At 41.9% G+C, this 22,922-nt stretch carries 20 protein-coding genes and 2 rRNA genes (1 of these 22 cut by a window edge); 19 read left to right on the top strand and 3 right to left on the bottom strand.

All coding sequences use genetic code 11. The features are described 5' to 3' along the window. Positions 1 to 52 precede the first annotated feature (52 nt). A complete protein-coding gene (locus CPS94_RS08190) occupies positions 53 to 667 on the bottom strand; it encodes a YoaK family protein (protein ID WP_238145341.1) in 615 nt (204 codons plus the stop codon). A 196-nt stretch (positions 668 to 863) separates the two neighbouring features. On the opposite strand from CPS94_RS08190, the gene CPS94_RS08185 reads away from it, so the two are divergent. From CPS94_RS08185 to rbsU, 9 genes are all read left to right on the top strand, one after another. After that, positions 864 to 1,622: a formate/nitrite transporter family protein gene (locus tag CPS94_RS08185; protein ID WP_112193606.1), complete on the top strand. Its 759-nt coding sequence runs from the start codon at positions 864 to 866 to the stop codon at positions 1,620 to 1,622. A gap of 99 nt (positions 1,623 to 1,721) precedes the next feature. Continuing rightward, positions 1,722 to 2,810 (top strand): ABC transporter ATP-binding protein, encoded by a 1,089-nt coding sequence (locus CPS94_RS08180; protein ID WP_112193604.1) that lies wholly within the window; start codon positions 1,722 to 1,724, stop codon positions 2,808 to 2,810. A 10-nt stretch (positions 2,811 to 2,820) separates the two neighbouring features. Further along, positions 2,821 to 3,624 (top strand): ABC transporter permease, encoded by an 804-nt coding sequence (locus CPS94_RS08175; RefSeq protein WP_112193602.1) that lies wholly within the window; start codon positions 2,821 to 2,823, stop codon positions 3,622 to 3,624. Further along, positions 3,624 to 4,454 (top strand): ABC transporter permease, encoded by an 831-nt coding sequence (locus tag CPS94_RS08170; RefSeq protein WP_112193600.1) that lies wholly within the window; start codon positions 3,624 to 3,626, stop codon positions 4,452 to 4,454. The genes CPS94_RS08175 and CPS94_RS08170 overlap by 1 nt, the downstream gene beginning before the upstream one ends. Further along, positions 4,451 to 5,524, top strand: coding sequence for an ABC transporter substrate-binding protein (locus CPS94_RS08165; protein ID WP_112193597.1), 1,074 nt, complete (start codon positions 4,451 to 4,453; stop codon positions 5,522 to 5,524). Before CPS94_RS08170 ends, CPS94_RS08165 begins: the two co-directional genes overlap by 4 nt. 891 nt (positions 5,525 to 6,415) lie before the next feature. Continuing rightward, positions 6,416 to 7,408 (top strand): ribose utilization transcriptional repressor RbsR, encoded by a 993-nt coding sequence (gene rbsR, locus CPS94_RS08160; protein WP_112193595.1) that lies wholly within the window; start codon positions 6,416 to 6,418, stop codon positions 7,406 to 7,408. A 106-nt stretch (positions 7,409 to 7,514) separates the two neighbouring features. After that, positions 7,515 to 8,420: a ribokinase gene (gene rbsK / locus CPS94_RS08155; RefSeq protein ID WP_004049918.1), complete on the top strand. Its 906-nt coding sequence runs from the start codon at positions 7,515 to 7,517 to the stop codon at positions 8,418 to 8,420. 18 nt (positions 8,421 to 8,438) lie between these two features. Beyond that, positions 8,439 to 8,834, top strand: coding sequence for a D-ribose pyranase (rbsD, locus tag CPS94_RS08150; RefSeq protein WP_056959126.1), 396 nt, complete (start codon positions 8,439 to 8,441; stop codon positions 8,832 to 8,834). Between the two features lie 19 nt (positions 8,835 to 8,853). Then, a complete protein-coding gene (gene rbsU / locus CPS94_RS08145) occupies positions 8,854 to 9,741 on the top strand; it encodes a ribose/proton symporter RbsU (protein ID WP_112193593.1) in 888 nt (295 codons plus the stop codon). A 310-nt stretch (positions 9,742 to 10,051) separates the two neighbouring features. Here rbsU and CPS94_RS08135 read toward each other — a convergent pair whose 3' ends face one another. Then, complete coding sequence (locus CPS94_RS08135; protein WP_112193588.1) at positions 10,052 to 10,651, bottom strand: nitroreductase family protein; 600 nt, start codon at positions 10,649 to 10,651, stop codon at positions 10,052 to 10,054. A gap of 152 nt (positions 10,652 to 10,803) precedes the next feature. On the opposite strand from CPS94_RS08135, the gene CPS94_RS08130 reads away from it, so the two are divergent. Further along, positions 10,804 to 11,235, top strand: a complete 432-nt coding sequence (locus tag CPS94_RS08130) for an Hsp20/alpha crystallin family protein (protein WP_112193586.1) — start codon at positions 10,804 to 10,806, stop codon at positions 11,233 to 11,235. A 50-nt stretch (positions 11,236 to 11,285) separates the two neighbouring features. Here the strand turns inward: CPS94_RS08130 and CPS94_RS08125 are convergent, their stop codons facing one another. Continuing rightward, complete coding sequence (locus tag CPS94_RS08125; protein WP_112193584.1) at positions 11,286 to 12,998, bottom strand: ABC1 kinase family protein; 1,713 nt, start codon at positions 12,996 to 12,998, stop codon at positions 11,286 to 11,288. 141 nt (positions 12,999 to 13,139) lie between these two features. Here CPS94_RS08125 and CPS94_RS08120 point away from each other — a divergent pair, with 141 nt between their 5' ends. The 9 genes from CPS94_RS08120 to CPS94_RS08080 all read left to right on the top strand — a co-directional run. After that, a complete protein-coding gene (locus CPS94_RS08120) occupies positions 13,140 to 15,905 on the top strand; it encodes a sigma-54-dependent transcriptional regulator (RefSeq protein WP_112193582.1) in 2,766 nt (921 codons plus the stop codon). Positions 15,906 to 16,060: 155 nt separating this feature from the next. After that, positions 16,061 to 16,480, top strand: coding sequence for a PTS sugar transporter subunit IIA (locus CPS94_RS08115; RefSeq protein WP_238145339.1), 420 nt, complete (start codon positions 16,061 to 16,063; stop codon positions 16,478 to 16,480). After that, positions 16,471 to 16,986 (top strand): PTS system mannose/fructose/N-acetylgalactosamine-transporter subunit IIB, encoded by a 516-nt coding sequence (locus CPS94_RS08110; RefSeq protein WP_004049957.1) that lies wholly within the window; start codon positions 16,471 to 16,473, stop codon positions 16,984 to 16,986. Before CPS94_RS08115 ends, CPS94_RS08110 begins: the two co-directional genes overlap by 10 nt. Before the next feature lie 43 nt (positions 16,987 to 17,029). Then, positions 17,030 to 18,019 (top strand): mannose/fructose/sorbose PTS transporter subunit IIA, encoded by a 990-nt coding sequence (locus CPS94_RS08105; protein ID WP_004049959.1) that lies wholly within the window; start codon positions 17,030 to 17,032, stop codon positions 18,017 to 18,019. Between the two features lie 39 nt (positions 18,020 to 18,058). Beyond that, positions 18,059 to 18,868, top strand: a complete 810-nt coding sequence (locus tag CPS94_RS08100; RefSeq protein ID WP_004049961.1) for a PTS mannose/fructose/sorbose transporter subunit IIC — start codon at positions 18,059 to 18,061, stop codon at positions 18,866 to 18,868. A 13-nt stretch (positions 18,869 to 18,881) separates the two neighbouring features. Then, positions 18,882 to 19,802 (top strand): PTS system mannose/fructose/sorbose family transporter subunit IID, encoded by a 921-nt coding sequence (locus CPS94_RS08095; protein ID WP_004049963.1) that lies wholly within the window; start codon positions 18,882 to 18,884, stop codon positions 19,800 to 19,802. A 95-nt stretch (positions 19,803 to 19,897) separates the two neighbouring features. Continuing rightward, on the top strand, positions 19,898 to 20,278 hold the full coding sequence (locus CPS94_RS08090) for a DUF956 family protein (protein ID WP_056959147.1): 381 nt from the start codon (positions 19,898 to 19,900) through the stop codon (positions 20,276 to 20,278). A gap of 504 nt (positions 20,279 to 20,782) precedes the next feature. Further along, positions 20,783 to 22,346 (top strand): 16S ribosomal RNA (locus CPS94_RS08085). Between the two features lie 204 nt (positions 22,347 to 22,550). Continuing rightward, positions 22,551 to 22,922 (top strand): 23S ribosomal RNA (locus tag CPS94_RS08080) (it continues 2,545 nt past the right edge of the window). The 16S and 23S rRNA genes sit together here, the layout of an rRNA operon.

Raw genomic sequence — 22,922 nt, 5'->3', positions numbered from 1 at the left:
TTGCGACAGATCATCTTATTTTTTGTCTGGAAAACTGCGGTGTTGTCCCGGGTTATTTTTCATGATGCAATAAATAAAGATACCGTAACATCACTACGCTCAAGATAACGGTGATCACCCAGATCGTGTGGATCCCCCAAATTTTTTCCAGTTCAGCGGAACACAGAGCACCTAGTGCAAAAGCGAGGGTGATCGCTAAATACAGTTTAGCCGCATGTTTATCGGCTAAATTGTGGGAGAAGAAAAATCCGTTCCAAGCGAGCATCCCCTTTTTGATATTTCCCGTGGAAAAGGAGTTGTTGTAGGGAATACCTTCGATCTTGCTAAATGAAGTCGTTTGGATCCCGACCCCAAAGGCCAATGGGGGAACGACTAGATAGTCAGGTGCACTGACAGGTAAGAACCCGATCACTAGACAAGCCAAGATGCAGGGGAGCAATGATAAAGGCTTGACGTAGGGAGAGTCTAGTTTTTTAGCAAGAAAGCTGATAGTAAAGATCCCTAAAATAAAAAAGACAAGAGTAAAAAAGCGCGTTTCTGTAACCACAAGCCCTTTACTAGCAATATCGACAGCTAAGAAGACGATATTACCAGTCTGTCCAGCGACTAGCGAATGTTCGCGCAAGACATAGGTGTAAGCGTCGATATAGCCACCACAAAATGCCAAAGTCAGCCCGATCAAAAGCGATTGGGCATATTTTTGTTTAACAAGTTCATAATTATTGATAAGATCACTTCCAGATAAAAAATCAATTATCTCTTATTTTAACACTTGCCATAGTTTTGAGTATGTATTTTGTAGTCTAGTCCGCTATAATTAAAGTTGGGCAAGGAGTCCGTAAACATCAAAAAGGAGTACACATATGTATACAGAACAGATCAAAGCAGTTCAAGGGGCTGCAAGTAAGAAGTTAGCTTTTTTGCACCAAAATCCGCTGGGATATTTTCTATTGTCCATGTTAGCAGGAATGTATATCGGTTTTGGCATCTTGTTAGCTTTTACTGTCAGTGGACAGTTACAAGGTGCTCCGACTACTAAATTGTTGATGGGGACCGTTTTTGGCGTAGCACTTAGCTTAGTTATCATCGCTGGTAGTGAATTATTTACCGGCAATAATTTTGTTTTAGCAGTCGGTGCTTTGACTAAGCAAAATACGTGGCTTCAAGCAAGTTATTTGTGGGTGATCTGCTGGTTAGGCAATGCTTGTGGGGCGATCTTATTGGCAATTCTTTATAATGCTACCGGCTTGCAAGTTGATGGAGTAGCCAAGGCACTCACTGCAACTGCCGTAGTTAAGACGACGGTTGGTCCGCTTTCTTTACTCATGCGGGGGATCTTATGTAACATTTTAGTCTGTTTGGCATTATGGTCTAGCTTTCAGACAAAAAATGATGCGGCTAAATTGATCATGGTCTTTTGGTGTCTATTGGCCTTTTTTACGACGGGATTTGAGCACAGTGTCGCCAATATGACTTTACTGACGGCAGCACTTATAAAACCCGCTGGCGCAGTGCTCACAGTCGGGGCGTGGCTGTATAATCTGTTTTGGGTCTCGTTAGGAAATATGTTGGGGGCGATCTGCTTTTTAGCCGTACCCTATGTGATCGCTGCTAAAAAATAAATCGTGGGACTCATAGTTTTGACTATGGGTCTTTTTAAAAGGGGGAAATGTTTAGTATAATGAATTTTAGTTTCTATTTTGGTAAAGGGGTGGCAAATTATGAAAGAACCAATTATTTCTTTTAAAAATGTCGTTAAAAGCTATGATGACGATGTTCCAGTGTTAAAAAAGGTCAGCTTTGATATCGAAGAGGGCAAATTTTATACACTTTTAGGACCATCTGGATGTGGTAAAACGACGATCTTACGGATGATCGCAGGTTTTTCAGAGCCGACTGCAGGTGATATTTACTTTGAGGGGAAAAGGATCAACGATATTCCTGCAAATAAGCGTCAAGTTAATACTGTTTTTCAAGATTATGCGCTCTTTCCGCATATGAATGTTTTTGATAATATCGCTTTTGGATTAAAGATCAAAAAAACACCAAAAACAGAAATTGAGACTAAAGTCAAAGAAGCCTTGCGCTTAGTGCAGTTAGCCGGTTATGAAAAGCGTGGGATCAGTGAGATGTCTGGGGGACAACGGCAACGAGTTGCAATTGCTCGGGCGATCGTTAATGAGCCTAAGATCTTATTGTTAGATGAACCTTTATCAGCTTTAGACCATAAATTGCGACTAAACATGCAATATGAATTGCGCGAATTACAACAGCGCCTAGGGATCACCTTTATTTTTGTGACCCATGATCAAGAAGAAGCGTTGGCGATGAGTGATGAGATCTTTGTTTTAAATAATGGAAATATCGTGCAAAGTGGCAGTCCGGTCGATATTTACGATGAACCGATCAATCACTATGTAGCTGATTTTATCGGTGAAAGTAACATTGTCGATGGGGTGATGATCCAGGACTGTCTTGTAAAATTTGCTGGTAGAGAATTTGAATGTGTGGATGAAGGAATGCGTCCAAATGAACCGGTCGAAGTTGTTTTACGGCCCGAAGATCTCGAGTTGACCACAGTCAAAGATGGTAAATTAAAGGTCAAAGTCGATACACAATTATTCCGCGGGGTCCATTATGAGATCGTCTGTCATGATGAGATGGGAAATGAATGGATCGTGCATTCGACCAAAAAAGCACAGGTCGACAGTGAGATCGGCTTGTACTTTGATCCTGAAGATATCCATGTTATGCGATTCAATGAAACAGAAGCAGAATTTGATGCACGCTTAGAAAGTTACGACGATTAAGGGGGACAATATGAAAAAGTATAATACTTTATTAGCAGTCCCATATTTTCTCTGGTTGCTCTTTTTTGTCTTAGCACCGGTTGTTTTAGTGGTCGGCTATTCTTTTTTTGATCAAAGTGGACATTTCACACTAGCTAATTACGCAGAGTACTTTGGTTCGGGAAAGTATTTATTGATGACGTTTAATTCGGTCTGGTATGCTCTTTTGATCACCTTGATCACACTTTTGCTCAGTTATCCGACAGCGTATTTTTTGACAAAATTAAAGCATAAAGATTTGTGGTTGTTGCTGATCATTTTACCGACATGGATCAACTTATTATTAAAAGCGTATGCCTTCATTGGGATCTTTGGTGTTCACGGTGGCCTAAACAGCTTTTTAGGTTTTTTTGGGATCTTACCTAAGCAATTATTGTTCACTGATTTTAGTTTTTTGATCGTGGCAGTCTATATTCAGTTGCCCTTTATGATCATCCCGCTTTTCAATGCGCTTGAGGAATTGCCCCCTTCATTTATTGCTGCTAGCAAAGATCTTGGCGCCAGTTCGACTCAGACATTTTTTAAAGTGATCTTTCCCTTATCGTTAAATGGGGTTAAAAGTGGGATCCAAGCGGTCTTTATCCCGTCCCTTTCGCTCTTTATGTTGACCCGTTTGATCGGGGGCAATCGTGTGATCACATTGGGGACTGCGATCGAAGAGCACTTCATGGTAACGCAAAACTGGGGCAAAGGGGCAACGATCGGGGTCGTTTTGATCATTGCAATGGTGGTCGTGATGCTCTTTACCGGTGAAAAGAAAGCAGGTGGCAAATGATGCAACAAACTAGATCTAAGTGGGCAGAGCTGTATTTGATCTTAGTCTTTATCTTTTTATATCTGCCGATCTTTTATTTGGTCTGGTATTCCTTTAATGCCGGCGATACGATGAATAGCTTTACCGGTTTTTCGTTGCGCCATTTTAGCGAGTTATTTTCCGATACACGGTTGGTGATCATCTTGCTAAATACCTTCTTATTGGCATTTTTGTCGGCTTTGATCGCAACGGTGATCGGTACTTTTGGGGCGTTATTTATCTATTATTTGAGAAAGCGACGTCACCGTAATACATTGTTATCGTTGAATAATATCTTGATCGTTTCGCCAGACGTAACGATCGGGGCTAGTTTTTTGATTTTATTTATCACGTTAGGTTCGATCTTTAGTGGCTTTTCACTGGGCTTTTGGACGGTCCTTTTGGCACATGTTAGCTTTAGTATCCCGATCGTAGTCTTGATGATCTTACCAAAACTCCAAGAGATGAATGATTCAATGATCACAGCTGGCTATGATCTTGGCGCAAATAACCGCCAGATCCTAAAAGATATCATCTTGCCTTATCTTTCACCGGGGATCATCGCTGGGTATTTTATGGCATTTACCTATTCACTCGATGATTTTGCAGTCACCTTTTTTGTGACAGGAAATGGTTTTACCACCCTTTCAGTTGAGATCTATTCGCGGGCGCGGCGTGGTGTTAGTTTAGAGATCAATGCCTTGAGTACGCTAGTCTTTTTATTTGCACTTGTATTAGTAGTCGGTTATTACTACATCAGTAAGGATAATCAACCACGCTCCAAGAAAAAGAAACGGGGGCTCTTGCGATGAAAAAATTACGTTCACTTTTGATCGGGATCTGTTTGATCATTGGGTTGCTCTTTTTAGGGACAGTTTGGCTCGAACGCTCGACTGGGATGTCAGATGCCAAAGTTTTAAACATTTATAACTGGGGCGATTACATCGATCCTAAATTGATCACCAAATTTGAAAAGCAAACAGGGTATAAGGTCAACTATGAGACGTTTGATTCAAACGAAGCGATGTTGACTAAGATCAAACAAGGCGGGACTTCGTATGATATCGCGGTCCCAAGTGACTATATGATCCAAAAGATGAAAAAAGAGCATCTGTTGTTAAAACTCGATCATAGTAAGTTACCGAATTTAAAAAATATCGATCCGCAGTTTATGGACCTTGCCTTTGATCGCCATAATGAGTATTCAGTACCGTATTTTTGGGGAACATTGGGGATCATTTACAATGATAAATTCTATCAGGCTTCACAATTCAAGACATGGAATGATCTTTGGGATCCGCAATTGAAAAACAAGATCATGTTCATTGATGGCGCGCGCGAATTTATGGGGATCGGTCTGGCTAGCATGCAAAGATCGCTCAACAGCAAAAGTGATGCTGAGCTTGATCAAGCCTATAATAAGCTCAAAGCTTTGACTCACAATGCCAAAGCGATCGTTTCAGACGAGATCAAGACATATATGGCAAATGAGGAGAGCAGTGTAGCGGTGACCTTTTCAGGGGAAGCGGCTGATATGATGGAAAAAAATAGTCATTTGCATTATGTGCTCCCAAATGGTGGGACTAATTTGTGGTTTGATAATTTAGTGATCCCTAAGACCGCTAAAAATAAGCAAGGCGCATATGAATTTATCAATTTCATGTTAGATCCAAAAAATGCGGCGCAAAATACGGAATATATCGGTTATTCCACCCCCAATAAAGCGGCTTTGAAATATTTGCCAAAAGCGATCACCTCCAATAAGGAATTTTATCCAAGTGCTGCTCGGATCAAGCAGATGGAGATCTACGAAGACCTAGGACCTAAGTATTTGGAAAAATATAACGACCTATTTTTGGAGCTAAAAATGTATCGAAATTAGAAAGGGCAAATCATTTTTAATCACGGTTTAAACTAGGGTATAATGTGCAGTGAGGAGTAGAACTCCTTTAAGTATGCTACACGTAGTAAGTTTTAAAAATGCATTGTGTGATGTAGAGATTTCGCTCTTTATATTACGATGTATATCCTCAAATAAGCCAAGTGCGAGTGATGGCGCACTTGGCTTTTTTAGATCACAGTGCAGAGCAAAGCGAAAAATGCCGTACGAATAATGAGGCCTTGGGCATGATGCGTATTTTGCATCAGGTCCAAGGTATTATTATTTTCTAGGCATTACTTTTAGGAACGACTATGTTACAGTACACAAAAAAAGAGCTAGGAGGTATCTCCCAGCTCTTTTAATGATATTTACCTTCCACAGTAAATATCGCACCGTATAATAGAAACTTCAGGATAACATGGTTTTGCGGTATTGTCAATTGTATTCAAAAAAATTAATTTTATCATAAATGTTAGCGCTTGCTAAAAATTTAGTTTTATGTTATAAAATAAGTGAGGGGTCAAAAGATTCTCACAATTAGGGCGTCCAAACTGTTAGTCACTGTTCCTATAATTAGGTTGGAGGGTGATGGAACCAACAAGTTGAGTTTAAAACAAAAATGTTGTAGTCTCTTTAGGCAAACGCCACTAATTGCAATTAGTAAAGAGGATCTTGTTGAGTGCTTCTGGAAAGCGAACAAGATCAAAACCAGATAAAGGATGTGGGGACGATTACTCCTTATAGTAATTTAACAGCCACCTACTCAGTTTCTTGATGATATCTTAGGAGCAACAGGTGAACCTCCAAGATGATGTTTCCGAGTATTATTTACTGAGTATGGGCTGTTTTTTTGTGCCTACATTCGAACTTATATTTGTGAGGGATGGGTAGATGTGTGCTAAAAAAGTGACGATCCGTGAAGTTGCTAAACGCGCTGGTGTCTCGATCGCAACGGTTTCACAGATCTTAAATGGTAAGGCTATGAACTTTAATCCACTGACAGTTCAAAAAGTTCAAGCCGCTCGAGATGAATTAGGCTATAAAGCCGACCATTTGGCACGCCAAATGGTCGGTAAACAAAGTAAAACGATCGGGATCCTCGTACCGGAGATAACTAACTCTTTTTTCAGTACTTTAGTCAAAGGGATCGAAGAAGAACTGTTGCGCTCGGGTTATATTTCAATGCTGTGCAATGGGGGCTTTAACGGAGCTAAGGAAGAAAAAGCCTTACTCGAATTAGCTAAAAGAGGGGTCGATGGCTTTATCATTGCTAGCCCTTCGATCTCAGATGAAGTATTAAAGGAAGTTTTACAGATCAAAAAGCGTCCGGTCATTGTGTTAGATCAAAAAACATTCAGCGAACGCAGTGATGAGGTAACTACAGATGACTTCAATGGTGGGTTATTGGCTGCACGGTATCTAAAAAAGATGGGCCATACGAAAGTTGCAGTTATTGTCCCTGATTTGGCGACGGTAAATATCATGTATCGGTTACAGGGCTTTTTAGTTGAATTTCCGCAAGCACTTCAGATCAAAACAGAGCTTTCCAAAAGTGGAGGTCAAGCAGTTGTTGCTGAGTTACTAGAGCAAAATATCGAGGCGGTTTTTGCACTTAGTGATGAATTAGCGTTTGGGATCTATCTTGGGATGAGACAAAAAAATAAAAGTATTCCAAATGATCTTAGTGTGATCGGTTACGATGATGTTGAGATGTGTCGCTATGTTACGCCTGCTTTGACGACGGTCGCACAACCGATCTATGAATTGGGCAAACAAGCAGCCGATCTAATGATAAAACGGCTAGCCAGCCCTAATAGTCCGTACGTTAAGCGGGTCTTACCGGTCAAATTAGTGATTCGTAGCTCAGTTGAAGTTAAAATTTGAAGCGTTTTCAAAAGTGTGTTATAGTCTAGTTGCAGCAATTAAAACGTTTTAATAAGTGCTACAAGTTACCAAAATTAATTTGCTAGAAAGACACGAGGTGGGTACAATGAATAAAGTGACAGTGATCGGAAGTATCAATTTAGACAGGACGATCAGAGTAAAAGAGATGGCTAAACCAGGTGAGACGATCCATGCCTCCGAAGTATTTTCAGCTGGTGGCGGTAAAGGTGCAAATCAAGCTGTAGCCGCTAAACGTTCTGGCGCTAAGACAGCGTTTATCGGTGCTGTTGGTAACGATGATGCTGGCAAGATGATGCGTGAGCTTTTGGGTTATGAAGAGATAAATCTAGCTGGGATTGCTGAATTGGACAAGGTCGCAACTGGGCAAGCCTATATCGTTGTGGATGAAAAAGGCGAAAACAGTATTATGATCCATGCTGGTGCAAATGGTAAGATCACACCAGAGCATGTAGTCAAACATGCCGACTTGATCAAGGAAAGTGATTTTGTGATCGCACAATTTGAAAGCGACTTGGCAAGTACGATCAAAGCCTTTGAAGTAGCGCATCAAGCTGGTGTAAAGACGATCTTGAATCCGGCGCCTGCGATGCGAACAGTTCCTGAAGAATTGCTCAAGACGACAGATGTGATCGCACCTAATGAAACCGAGACCGAGATCTTGACTGGGATCAAAGTGGTCGATGAAGAAAGCATGCAAAAAGCAGCTGCTAAACTTCATGCATTAGGGATCAAAGTGGTCTTGATCACGATCGGTAGCCAAGGTTCATTTTACAGCATGGACGGTCAAAGTGGGATCGTTCCAGCCTTTAAAGTTAACGCAGTAGATACAACGGCAGCCGGTGATACCTTTATCGGTGCTTTGAGTACGGTTTTAAAACCTGACTTTAGCAATCTCGTTGAAGCGATCACATACGGTAATAAAGCTTCCTCACTGACTGTACAACGTTTTGGCGCTCAACCGTCAATTCCATACAAGCATGAATTAAATTAAAAAGAAGAAGGCGTGATCATGAAAAAGACACAAGTTATTAATTCAGATATTTCCCGGGTGATTTCACAAATGGGTCACTTTGACACATTGAGTATTGGTGATGCTGGAATGCCAGTACCACGTGAAACAGAAAAGATCGATCTAGCAGTTTCCAAAGGTATTCCTAGTTTTCTCCAAGTTTTAGATAATGTGTTGACTGAATTAGAAGTTCAACGGGTGTACTTAGCAGAAGAGATCAAGACTCAAAACCCAACCCAGCTAAAAGCGATCAAAGAACGTTTCCCCAAAACAGAGCTCGTCTTTATCCCACATGCTGAAATGAAACAAGATCTACGCAAGTGTCATGCATTTATCCGTACTGGTGAAATGACACCATATTCCAACATTATTTTAGAGAGTGGCGTTACGTTTTAACGATTAGGGGGAAATTGAATTGAATACAACGGCAATTTTAGTTGGTTTAGGACCATTATTAGGTTGGGGGCTTTACCCCACGATCGCATCTAAGATCGGCGGTAAACCGGTCAATCAGATCTTAGGTTCGACTTTAGGGACATTGATTTTTGCTTTAGTACTAGCGATGATCAAAGGTTTAGCACTTCCAAGTGGTGCAGCGCTCTTTTTCTCAGTTCTTTCTGGGATCGGTTGGGGGACGGCACAGATCATCACGTTTCACTCCTTTACTTTGATCGGTTCTTCCAAAGCAATGCCGATCACGACTGCCTTTCAATTATTAGGTGCTTCACTTTGGGGCGTATTTTACTTAGGTGATTGGCCAACAGCAACGGCTAAAATGATCGGCTTTACCGCACTTGCAGTTATCATTTTAGGCGCTTGGATGACGGTCTGGAGTGAACATAAGACACCCGAAAACAAGAGCGCTTTGACCAAGGCGGTGGTTTTATTAGCAGTTGGTGAAATTGGCTATTGGCTATATTCTGCTGCCCCACAACAAGCTAAGATCGATGGGATGCATGCGTTCTTACCTCAAGCGATCGGGATGGTTTTAGCAGCTGTAGTCTATGCGATCATGATGACAGTCAAGGGTAAGGAAAGATCACCATTTGTTGAGGCTGTTTCTTACAAACAGGTCTTTTCAGGTTTCTTCTTTGCCTTTGCAGCGTTGACATATTTGATCTCGGCCCAACCAGATATGAATGGTCTAGCAACTGGCTTTATTTTGTCGCAAACATCAGTTGTGCTAGCAACGTTAACGGGTATTTGGTTCTTAGGTCAAAAGAAGACTTCAAAAGAAATGGTAGTTACGGTATGTGGCCTAGTTTTGATCTTAGGCGCAGCTGCAGTGACTGTGATGTTATAAGCACAGTGTCTTTTTGATCATCACTTTGCTAGGGACACTTGCAATTATATTTTCAGAAAGTAGGCCATTAATTTCAACCCTTCTGATTGTTGTTATTATTACTGTAGCGTTTGTAAATATGTTATATCTTCAACAATTGAGTAATGATAAAAAACAGGGAAAGAAAAGTGAATTGCAGAAGGGGAAAAAATAATAGGTTGAGGCTGTGACATAAGTAAAAAGCCATCTTCAAAATTCCAACATGCGGAATTTGAAGATGGCTTTCTTTATCCTGAAAATTCTAGTTTAATGTTTTTACAAATAATACGAATTATTCGAAGATCTTGAAGCGAACATCATCGGGTAAAAATTCTTTTTCGCCAGCAGGTGCTTCGATCGAACCAAATGGCATTTGGGCTCGTAATTCCCAACTTTCAGGGATATCAAAGGCTTCTTTGATCTTTTCATCGATCAACGGATTATAGTGTTGCAAGGAAGCACCGATATTTTCAGTAGCTAATGCGGTCCAAACCGCTTGTTGAGCCCCGCCAAGTCCTTGTTCAGCCCAGTTGGCAAAGTTAGCAGCGTAGAGTGGGAAATCTGCTTCTAATTTGTGCACCGTCTGGGTTTCGGTGAAGTATAAGATCGTACCAAAACCAGCTCTAAATGAGGCGATCTTTTCTTGAGTCGCAGGAAAACGATCAGCTGGAGTAACTTTTTTCAATTCAGCTTCAACGATATCCCAAACACGATCGGAATTTTCACCAAAAGTGATAACAGCGCGGACTGTTTGGGAGTTGAAAGCCGTTGGGGATTGGCGGATCGCTTCTTCGATCGTTTCACTGATTTGAGCTGGCGTTTGGGAGACATTTTTGCCCAAGGCATAGATCGAGCGACGTTGCTTGAGTTCTTGATTTACTGGATTTGTCATCGTAAATTCCTCTTTTCGTTAGTTTATATCTAAATTATAACACGTACTTTTTGTAAGTAAAGTGCATTTTGCAAAATCTTAAAAGTTAAATCCTTGCATTCTAAAATAAAAGAACTACAATGAAGGTGAAGAAATGAAAGGAAGTCTTATTTATGGCAAATGAATTATCGAATCGTTTCTCTGATCTAATGGAGGGTAGCGATGCATTTTTCAATAATTTAGGACGTTCATTTTTCAACTTTGACGACTCAGAGCTAAAGATGCGTTCTGACGTGGAGGAGACCCCCAAGAGTTATCGGTTGCTGATCGATCTGCCTGGGGTCGATAAGAAAGATATGCAACTAGATTATCGCAATGATATTTTGACAGTTGCAGCTAAGCGGGATAGCTTTAGTGACCAAAGCGATGCTGCTGGCAATTTGCTTGCAAGCGAGCGTTCATATGGTCGGGTCAGTCGGCAATACCGGTTCCCTGATGTTGAACGTGATAAGATCACTGCTAAATATGAAGCTGGTGTCTTGACAGTGACCCTTCCTAAGAAAAAGGATGCTGTTGCGACTGCTAATAAGATCGAGATCGAATAACAATGATAAAAACAGGCTTGGGTGCTGTGCCTAAGCCTGTTTTTTGTAGTCTATTTTTTGAAATGTCGATGTAATTCACTGATGATCAAAATGATAACAACGATCGCTGCTAAGAGATAACCTAAGACCCCAATATTATAAATGGCGGGATGGGCAGCACTTCCTTGGACTAAGAGCGAGGAACTCATGATCAAAGCGGCTAAAATAATAGCCAAGATCACGCGGTTGACGATCTTTTCGAGGCGATCTAGTAATTTATCTTGATCTTTAAGTTTAAAGGCGATCTTTCCTTGTCCCTGCGTCAAAACGTCAAGAAGCTGTTCAAATTTAAGTGGGATCTTCGGAGCTACTTTTGAAGCTTGGTAGAGTTCAAAGCCTAACTCTTCCAAGCTCTTTTTGACGTTGAACTGCTTTTTGAAATACTCACGGGCAAACGGACGCGCGACCTCCATCAAAGATAATTCGGGATCTAAGGTAGCGACTATGCCTTCTAAAGAAGCAAAGGCTTTGATCAATAAAGTTACTTCTGATTTTAATTGCAAGTTATTTTTGCGACAGAGATTTACAATCCTGAACAATAAACTTGCAAGGTCGATCTGGCCCAAGCCTAAGTTGAGATATGGGGTCAAAAAGACACCGAGTTCATTATAAAAATCTTCTTCATCGACGGGGCCAGTCCGGTTACAAACAGCCAGCACAGCTTTACCGATCTGGCGTGTATCTTTAGTGTTTAAGGCAATGACGATCTGGGCGATCCCATCGGCGAGATTTTTGGTCAAACGGCCCATCATTCCAAAATCCAAGTAGACCAAGCGATATGGTGGTAATGTCGTGGCAGAAGTAGCTTCAATACTTGTATTTTTGAGTTGTTTTTTGAATTGGTGTGTAGGCTGGAGTTCGTTATATTCAGGATCATCAAGCTGAAGTTGGTAAAATAATATATTTCCCGGATGAGGATCAGCGTGGAAGTAATTATCGACAAAGACTTGTTTGATGAAATTTTTGACTAAAGTTTTAGCTAAGACCGTACGTAAAGGTTTATCCGCTTTGGTGGCTTTGGTAGCTGTTAGTTTTTTGATACTTTGTCCAGGCATGGCTTGATTGACTAAGATCTTACTAGCGGAGTATTTAGGGTAAACTTTAGGCACTCTAATGATCCCGTCATTGTTGTTTAGACGGTAAAATTCGAGTCCATTTTTGAGCTCGATCTGAGTATCGATCTCAGTTAAAAGGGATGTTTGGATCTCAGTGAAGATCTCTTTAGGATCGATCACACTTAGATCAGGGACGAATTTTAAGATCCGTAAAGCTTCTTTGAATAAAGAAAGATCCGTTTCAACGAGTTCGGAAACATTGGGATGTTGGACTTTGACGACGACTGGAGTGTGATCGTGAAGTAAAGCATGGTGTGTCTGCCCGATCGAACCAGAGGCGAAAGGCCGTTCATCAAATTGAAGAAAAATATCGGTCAATGGACAGTTATATTCAGCTTCAAGCGTTTTTTTGACAGTGGTAAAAGGATCGATCTGAACATTATCTTGGAGCTTGCGAAATTCTTTGATAAAAGCAGGTGAGATCAGATCGGGGCGCGTTGAGAGCAATTGTCCCGCTTTGATGAAAGTGGGACCTAGTTTTTCGAGTGCGAGGCGAACTTCTTTAGGATCTTTTTGTTTTAAAAAGTTACGTAAGACTTCATGCTGACGCAATACTTTGATGATAAAAAGTAGGCGGTCACGTTTTTCTTTGCTAGTAATATTTGGCATCACAAGACCTTCTTATCTTATAGTAGATTTATCTCAATTTTAACCAAAAAATAGCTTAAGGGCTAGCAGTTGCAATTCTTTGCTTCGCTTGATACAGAAGTGATACACTAATAGCATAATGATCAAAAGGAATGGGATTTTATGACACGAAAAGAGAAGATCTTAGCTTATGTCCAAACTAAAAATAAAGCGGTTACGACAAAAGAGATCGCAGATGATCTAGGGATCTTGCGCAATAATGTCAGTAAAGAGCTCAATGTATTGGTCCGGGCAGGAAAATTGAGCAAGCTCGCTGGCCGACCGGTAAAGTATCAAAGTCTGGCAGCTGAAACTGATACACTGATCCCCCAAACTGGCTCAAAAATGCCTGATCCTGCTGAACCGGTACTTAGACCAAGTATTTTTGATACAATGATCGGACAAAAGGATAGCTTAAAAACACAGATCGAGCAAGCTAAGGCCGCGATCTTATATCCGCCTCATGGATTAAATGTTTTGATCACTGGGCCTACGGGATCGGGGAAGACCTATTTTGCTAATGCAATGCATCAATTTGCGGTCAATCAGGCGATGATCGAAAATAAAAATTTTGTGACGTTCAACTGTGCTGACTATGCGCATAATCCGCAATTACTGATGTCACATTTATTTGGCTATGTCAAAGGAGCCTTTACCGGTGCCCAAGAAGATCGTGAGGGGCTGATCCAAAAGGCAAACGGTGGGATCTTATTTTTAGATGAAGTCCATCGTTTACCCCCAGAAGGCCAAGAGATGATCTTTTATTTCATGGATCACGGGACGTACAGTAAGCTCGGGGAGATCACGAAGGTCCATCATGCTGATGTTCGTTTGATCTGTGCTACAACAGAAGATCCTGAAAGTTCGCTTCTAAAGACCTTTGTGCGCCGGATCCCGATCACGATCCAGATGCCCCAATTTGAAGCGCGCAGTGTAAGAGAGCAACTTGCGCTATTGAAACGTTTGTTGACGTTAGAGGCTAACCGGACACAAAAAAATATCACAGTGACCGAAGATGTTGTGAAAGCTTTGTTAGGGAGCGTCACATTTGGTAATGTGGGTCAATTGAAATCAAATATCCAGCTGGTTTGTGCACAAGGATTTTTGAATAGTGTCGATCAAGCCGAACAGATCAATTTAAAATTTGAACAACTTCCCCAAAACATTAAAGATGGGATGTCACGTTTGGCAAGTGATCGTGTTCGCCTAGGCAAATTATCGCAATTACTAGAGCCAGTCTTATTGATCCAACCCGATGGAGCAGCTGAAAGCATCAATGAAAGTGATCGCTATGAGCTACCTTATAATCTCTATGAGATCATCGGCAATAAAGCTGCTTTGTTAAAGGAAGAGGGTCTAGAACAAGGTGCGATCAATAACTTCATCATGACAGATATCAATGTCCACTTGAAGTCATTTTACCGCGATAACAAGATCTTGCGGACCGAAAAGAATTTAAATGAATTAGTCGATCAAGATACACTACAGTTGACTAAAGATATCATGCAGATGCTGAAAAATGATTGTGGCTACCATGTTGGTGAGAACTTTATCTATGCGATGAGTTTACATCTGAGTTCATTTATCAAACGTGTCCAATCGGGGCGTCCGATGCGTGCAGTCTCAGATGATCTGGTGGCAATGGTCAAAGACTATCCTGCTGACTTAAAGCTAGCTGAGAAGATCAAAGCAATGCTAGAAGACCACTATGATTTTCTCGTGCCAGCTTCAGAAGTCTACTATCTAGCGGTGCTGTTGATCTCGTTGAATTCTGTGCCTAAACATGGAAAAGTCGGGGTCGTCGTTGCCGCACATGGAAATCATACGGCTTCCTCGATGGTCCAGGTAGTGACTGAGTTGTTGAATGTCGATAATTTAGCGGCGTTTGATATGTCGCTTGAGATGAGTCCAACGGTAGCATTAAATGAGATCATCACTAAAGTCAAACAAGTCGATCGTGGTAATGGGGTCTTGTTACTAGTCGACATGGGGTCGCTCAGTACGTTTAGCGCTAAGATCACAGATAAAACCGATATCAAAGTCAAAACGATCGATATGGTGACTACCGCTATGGTCTTAGAAGCCGCTCGGAAAACAGCTTTGATCGATAGTGATCTTGAGTTGGTCTATCACGAGTTAAATGAATTTAATGGATATTCTCGCAAAGCCGAAGAGCCTACGCAAGGTAAGCTAGAAGATGTTAGGCAACGGGCGATCTTGGCACTGTGTTCGACAGGGAAAGGGACGGCTGAAAAGATCAAACAAATGCTGGATGAGATCTTGGCTGATCAACTTATTGACGATGTTTCGGTCTTAACGATGTCAGTTGTCGGGATGAACGATAAGATAAATGAACTAAATAAAGAGTATCGCATCATTGCCACGACGGGGATCGCTGACCCTAACCTAGGGGTACCGTATATCTCATTAGAAGAGCTCTTTCAAGGTGACCGTGGTAAACGCCAATTGATCGAGCATTTAGAAAATAGTCAGACTTGGTATGTTGAATCTAAAACGCCGACACCTAAAGTCGATCAAGCTACTGCTGCTAATTATTTGGAACAATATTATACCTTTATCAATCCTAAAAAAGTTATCGGTGTGCTTTGGCAGTACTGTGATCTGTTAGCTAAAGAACGGCAACTAAAATTAACGGATGCTAGGCGCTTGGCGTTGATCATGCATCTTGGAGGTGCGATCGAGCGGGTCTTGTTATCGGCACCAGTAACGCTGAGCGCCGAGCAAACTATTGAATTTGAACAAAGCGACTGGCCAAAGACACTGAAATTAGCCGATGAATATTTAGAAGCTAAACTTAATTTAAAATTTCCGCCAGCTGAAGCGTATTATATTGCCAAATTAGTCGATACAGAAATGGTCGAAAGCTAATACACAAAATAGTGATACACAAAATAAAGTGTATCGCTATTTTTATATGAAATTTTTTTGCTTTATTTATTAGGGGGTCTAGCGTGATACACAAAAGTTGGCACGGTATTTGCTATATATAAAGTGTAAGGAATTATTTTTCAAAGGAGATGAGGATGATGTTAGGTTTGATCGTTGCCAGTCATGGTGATCTAGCGCAAGAACTTATCAAATCTTCTTATTTAATTTTAGGGCGCCAAGAAAAAGTCATTGCGGTGACCTTTGAGCCAGTGGAAGACTTAGCTACTTTGGAAGATAAATATGAAACTAGCTTACAGCAATTTGCTACAACTGATCGAGTCTTGTTTTTATGTGACCTATATGGTGGCAATCCCTTATTAGCAACGCGTCGCTTTGTTAAGCGCGATCCGAAGCGTTTTGCGGCAGTTGGCGGAGTCAATTTGGCGATGCTTTTGGAAGCTTGCACCTTGCGGACTGAAGCGCTCAGTTTAGCCGAATTAGTCGAAAAACTAATAAGTGTTGGTCGTCAAGGTATCGGTTCAGTCAAGGATCTGAAGGTGATGCCATGGATGTAAAGTTATTGCGGATCGATTCGCGTTTGCTCCATGGACAGGTCGCAACCGATTGGGCTAAAAATACTGCAATCGAGCGGATCTTAGTGGTTTGTGATCAAGCGGCTGGCGATAATATCAGAAAGACGCTTTTGATGCAAGCCGCACCACCGGGGATCAAAGTTCATGTGCTTACCGTTTCTAAGATGTTACGGTTGTGCAGAGATGAGCGCTTTGAGCATTATAAAGTTTTGGTGCTCGTCGAAACTCCAGTAGATGCGATGCGTTTGATCGCTGGTGGGTTGAATACAACAAGTGTCAATCTAGGATCACTTAGTTTTGATGCGACCCGCAAGATGATCACCGAAACGATCGCTGTCAATGAGCAAGATGTTTTAGCCTTAGCTTGGATCAGACGGCGTGGGATCGAGCTTGATTATCGCAAGGTCTCAAGTGATCCTAAACGTGATCTGTGGAAGTTACTTTGTGACAAAGGTCTAGTCAAAGATAAGCTAGATCACGATCAGTAAATGTTTTGAGTTAAGTTTTGAAAATATTATAGGAGGCGTAATAATGGTTGGTATTATTTTAGCAAGTCATGGTAGTTTTGCAGACGGCATTTTCCAATCTGGTGAAATGATCTTTGGCCAACAAGAAAATGTAGCTCATGTTACCTTAATGCCAAGCGAAGGTCCTGATGATATCAGAGCTAAGATGGAAGAAGCCATCAAATCATTTGATGACCCAGAAGAAGTATTATTCTTAGTCGATCTTTGGGGCGGTACACCTTTCAACCAAGCTAATAATTTGGTTGAACAACACAAAGACAAATGGGCGATCGTGGCTGGGATGAACTTGCCAATGGTGATCGAAGCTTATGCATCGCGATTCTCCATGGAAAAAGCCCAAGAGATCGCAGCTCATTTAGTCAATGCGGGCAAAGATGGTGTCAGAGTAAAACCAGAATCTCTTGAACCTAAAAAAGAAGCTAGTGCTACTAACACAGCGAAGGCTCAACCGACAGGGGCGATCCCACCAGGTACAGTTTTAGGTGATGGCAAGATCAAATATGTTTTGGCTCGGATCGATTCACGTTTGTTACACGGTCAGGTGGCAACATCATGGACCAAAGCAACAAATCCAGATCGGATCATCGTTGTTTCCGACAACGTTGCGCATGATAAATTGCGTAAGAACATGATCGTTGAGGCAGCTCCTCCTGGAGTACATGCAAATGTTGTGCCGATCGAAAAGATGATCGAAGTTGCAAAAGATCCTCGTTTCGGCGATACAAAGGCATTGATCTTGTTTGAAACTCCACAAGATGCGCTTAAGGCGATCGAAGGTGGTGTTGCCATCGATACCTTAAATGTTGGTTCGATGGCCCACTCAGTCGGCAAAGTTGCCGTTAATAAAGTTTTGTCTTTGGATAAAGATGACGTTGAAACATTCGAAAAATTGAAGAAAGACGGCGTTAAATTTGACGTCCGTAAAGTTCCAAGTGATTCACCAGAAAACATGGATTCGATCTTAAACAAAGCACGTCAAGAATTGAAGATGTAGATAACTTGGAAATACAATACGAATTAGGAGGATTATGACATGTCTGCTATATCAATGATTTTAGTAGTTCTTGTTGCCTTTCTTGCTGGTATGGGTGGTATCTTGGATGAATTCCAATTCCACCAACCATTGGTAGCATGTACTTTGATCGGTTTAGTGACCGGTAATTTAGAAGCCGGAATTATTTTAGGCGGTTCATTACAAATGATCGCTTTAGGTTGGGCTAATATCGGGGCTGCGGTCGCACCTGATGCTGCTTTGGCTGCTGTTGCCTCAGCTATTATTTTGGTCCAAGGTGGCCAAGGTGTTAAAGGTGTGGGTCCTGCGATCGCGATCGCTATCCCATTAGCTGTTGCTGGTTTGTTCTTAACAATGTTAGCACGTACGATCGCTGTTCCGATCGTGCACTTTATGGATGCTGCCGCTGAAGAAGGTAACTTCCGTAAGATCGAAATGTGGCAGATCGTCGGGATCGCTATGCAAGGCCTACGTATCGCTATCCCTGCTGCTGCTTTGTTAGTTATTCCTTCATCTGCAGTGCGTGGTTTCTTGGAATCAATGCCTGCTTGGTTGAATGAAGGTATGACGATCGGTGGTGGGATGGTCGTTGCCGTTGGTTATGCAATGGTCATCAACATGATGGCGACCCGCGAAGTTTGGCCATTCTTTGCGATCGGTTTTGTGATCGCTGCTGTTTCTGATTTAACCTTGATCGCTTTAGGTGCTTTAGGTGTATCCTTTGGTCTTATCTATCTTGAACTTAAGAAGAACGCTGGTAACGGCGGTAATAACGGCGGTTCAAGCAATACAGGTGACCCGCTTGGCGATATTTTAAATGATTACGAATAGGAGGAAAGATACCATGGCTGAAAGCAGAGTTAAATTAAGTAAAAAAGATCGTTTAGCTGTCGCATGGCGTTCGACTTTCCTTCAAGGTTCTTGGAACTACGAACGTATGCAAAATGGTGGTTGGTGCTTCTCAATGATCCCAGCTATCAAGAAATTATATAAAACTAAAGAAGACCGCGCTGCCGCTTTGAAGCGTCACTTGGAATTCTTTAACACACACCCATATGTTGCTTCACCTATTTTAGGGGTGACGCTTGCTTTGGAAGAAGACCGTGCTAACGGGACCGAAGTTGATGATGCAGCGATCCAAGGTGTGAAAGTTGGTATGATGGGACCTTTAGCTGGTGTTGGTGACCCAGTCTTTTGGTTTACCTTACGTCCAATGTTAGGTGCTTTGGGTGCTTCCCTTGCATTAGGTGGTAACATCTTAGGCCCGATCATCTTCTTTGTTGCTTGGAACCTCATCCGTTGGGCATTTATGTGGTATACACAAGAATTTGGCTATAAGGCTGGTTCTAAGATCACAGATGATATGTCTGGTGGTATGTTGCAATATGTTACAAGTCTTGCTTCTATTATGGGTATGTTCGTTTTAGGTGGTTTGATCGAACGGTGGGTAAATATTACCTTTACCCCGAAAGTTTCGACTGTCAAACTCCAACAAGGTGCTTATATCGAATGGGATAAATTGCCTAAAGGGGCAGAAGGTATCAAACAAGCTTTGATCGAATACAAAAATGGTAAAGGTCTATCCTTGACGCCAGAAAAGGTAACGACTTTGCAAGATAACTTGAATTCCTTGATCCCAGGCTTAGCAGCCCTCTTGTTGACATTCCTATGTATGTGGCTTTTGAAGAAGAAAGTTTCTCCGATCATTATTATCATTGCGATCTTTATCGTCGGTATTTTAGGCCACGTGGTCGGTTTACTTTAAGCGACTGCTAAGACGGTCTTGTTTCATGTAAATGAAATAAGGCCGTTTTGTGCTATACTGAGACTAAATTTGATAAGTAATCGAGGGAAATATAAATGGTGCAATCAATTAATTCTAAAGTCGATCTAGTGATGGCTGGGACTTCCTATATGGGGTTGACTGATTATGGTAAGATCATGATCGGAAATAAGGGTTTTGAATTCTTTAATGAACGCGATGTGAACAAGTATATCCAAATACCTTGGGATGAAGTCGATAAAGTGATCGCCTCAGTTATGTTTAGGGGACGTTTTATCCCCCGATTTGCGATCCAAACGAAAAAAGATGGGACTTTTTCGTTTGCAGCCAAAGATTCAAAGAAGTTATTACGAGCGATGCAAAAGTATGTTGCGCCCCAGAACATGGTCCGCTCGTTGACCTTTTTCCAAGTTTTACGGCGCAATTTGAGCCACTTATTTAAGAGAAATAATAAATAAGTTATAGAAAAGGCGATCTAATGTAATGGATCGTCTTTTTGTTTGCGGTTGAAAAGCGTATATTTTTGCATGAGTAGTTATAAAAATTCGGATAGGTAAAAAACTTAATTTTTTTTGCAAAAGGTGTTGACGATAGCTAGAAATACCTGTATAGTTAATATCGTTGCTTGAGCGGATAATTAATTCGTTTGAGTGATCGAAAAAAATAAAATTTGTCTGTTGACATCGAATCTTGATTTTGATAAGATATAAAAGTCGTCGCTTGATTGTTTGTTTTGAATTTTTATTCAAAATCAATTCAAAAAAGTGGTTGACAGATAAAAATGATTTTGCTACAATATAGTAGTTGCGATTGATAAGTTATTTATTATCGATCAGCAGTAGATCTTTGAAAACTGAACAAAGTTTCGATAAGCAAATGTGTAGGGTCTCTTATCTAAGTGATAAGAGCAATAAACATTTTGCGAAGTCAATTCGCTAGTAAAAATAAAGAGTCACAAACTTTAAATTGAGAGTTTGATCCTGGCTCAGGATGAACGCTGGCGGCGTGCCTAATACATGCAAGTCGAACGAAACTTCTTTATCACCGAGTGCTTGCACTCACCGATAAAGAGTTGAGTGGCGAACGGGTGAGTAACACGTGGGCAACCTGCCCAAAAGAGGGGGATAACACTTGGAAACAGGTGCTAATACCGCATAACCATAGTTACCGCATGGTAACTATGTAAAAGGTGGCTATGCTACCGCTTTTGGATGGGCCCGCGGCGCATTAGCTAGTTGGTGGGGTAAAGGCTTACCAAGGCAATGATGCGTAGCCGAACTGAGAGGTTGATCGGCCGCATTGGGACTGAGACACGGCCCAAACTCCTACGGGAGGCAGCAGTAGGGAATCTTCCACAATGGGCGAAAGCCTGATGGAGCAACGCCGCGTGGGTGAAGAAGGTCTTCGGATCGTAAAACCCTGTTGTTAGAGAAGAAAGTGCGTGAGAGTAACTGTTCACGTTTCGACGGTATCTAACCAGAAAGCCACGGCTAACTACGTGCCAGCAGCCGCGGTAATACGTAGGTGGCAAGCGTTATCCGGATTTATTGGGCGTAAAGGGAACGCAGGCGGTCTTTTAAGTCTGATGTGAAAGCCTTCGGCTTAACCGGAGTAGTGCATTGGAAACTGGGAGACTTGAGTGCAGAAGAGGAGAGTGGAACTCCATGTGTAGCGGTGAAATGCGTAGATATATGGAAGAACACCAGTGGCGAAAGCGGCTCTCTGGTCTGTAACTGACGCTGAGGTTCGAAAGCGTGGGTAGCAAACAGGATTAGATACCCTGGTAGTCCACGCCGTAAACGATGAATGCTAAGTGTTGGAGGGTTTCCGCCCTTCAGTGCTGCAGCTAACGCAATAAGCATTCCGCCTGGGGAGTACGACCGCAAGGTTGAAACTCAAAGGAATTGACGGGGGCCCGCACAAGCGGTGGAGCATGTGGTTTAATTCGAAGCAACGCGAAGAACCTTACCAGGTCTTGACATCTTTTGCCAATCCTAGAGATAGGACTTTCCCTTCGGGGACAAAATGACAGGTGGTGCATGGTTGTCGTCAGCTCGTGTCGTGAGATGTTGGGTTAAGTCCCGCAACGAGCGCAACCCTTATTGTTAGTTGCCAGCATTAAGTTGGGCACTCTAGCAAGACTGCCGGTGACAAACCGGAGGAAGGTGGGGATGACGTCAAATCATCATGCCCCTTATGACCTGGGCTACACACGTGCTACAATGGACGGTACAACGAGTCGCAAGACCGCGAGGTTTAGCAAATCTCTTAAAGCCGTTCTCAGTTCGGATTGTAGGCTGCAACTCGCCTACATGAAGTCGGAATCGCTAGTAATCGCGGATCAGCATGCCGCGGTGAATACGTTCCCGGGCCTTGTACACACCGCCCGTCACACCATGAGAGTTTGTAACACCCAAAGCCGGTGGGGTAACCTTTTGGAGCCAGCCGTCTAAGGTGGGACAGATGATTAGGGTGAAGTCGTAACAAGGTAGCCGTAGGAGAACCTGCGGCTGGATCACCTCCTTTCTAAGGATAATTTCGGAAACCTGCACTTTTATCGTAAACTTTGTTTAGTTTTGAGAGGTCTACTCTCAAACTTGTTCTTTGAAAACTAGATAATATCTTTTATTTCTTTGTTAATTAAAATAACCGAGAACACCGCGTTTTAAAGAGTTTAAAACATTTAATGTTTGATCGCTAAACTCATAACCATTATCGTAAGATAATATAGGTTAAGTTATTAAGGGCGCATGGTGGATGCCTTGGCACTAGGAGCCGATGAAGGACGTGACTAACTGCGATAAGCTTCGGGGAGTTGTAAGTAAACTTTGATCCGGAGATTTCCGAATGGGGAAACCCAGCAGGAGTAAAGACCTGTTATCACTGAGTGAATACATAGCTCAGTTGAAGGTAGACGTGGGGAACTGAAACATCTAAGTACCCATAGGAAGAGAAAGAAAATTCGATTCCCTGAGTAGCGGCGAGCGAAAAGGGAACAGCCCAAACCAGAGAGCTTGCTCTCTGGGGTTGTAGGACTGGACATTTGAGTTACCAAGAAACGAAGTAGTTGAATGATTTGGGAAGATCAGCCAGAGAAGGTGA

It is taken from the genome of Ligilactobacillus murinus (assembly GCF_003288115.1).
GTDB lineage: Bacteria > Bacillota > Bacilli > Lactobacillales > Lactobacillaceae > Ligilactobacillus > Ligilactobacillus murinus.
The sequence above is the reverse complement of the archived record's forward strand: the minus strand, read 5'-3'. Positions and strand labels throughout refer to the sequence as shown.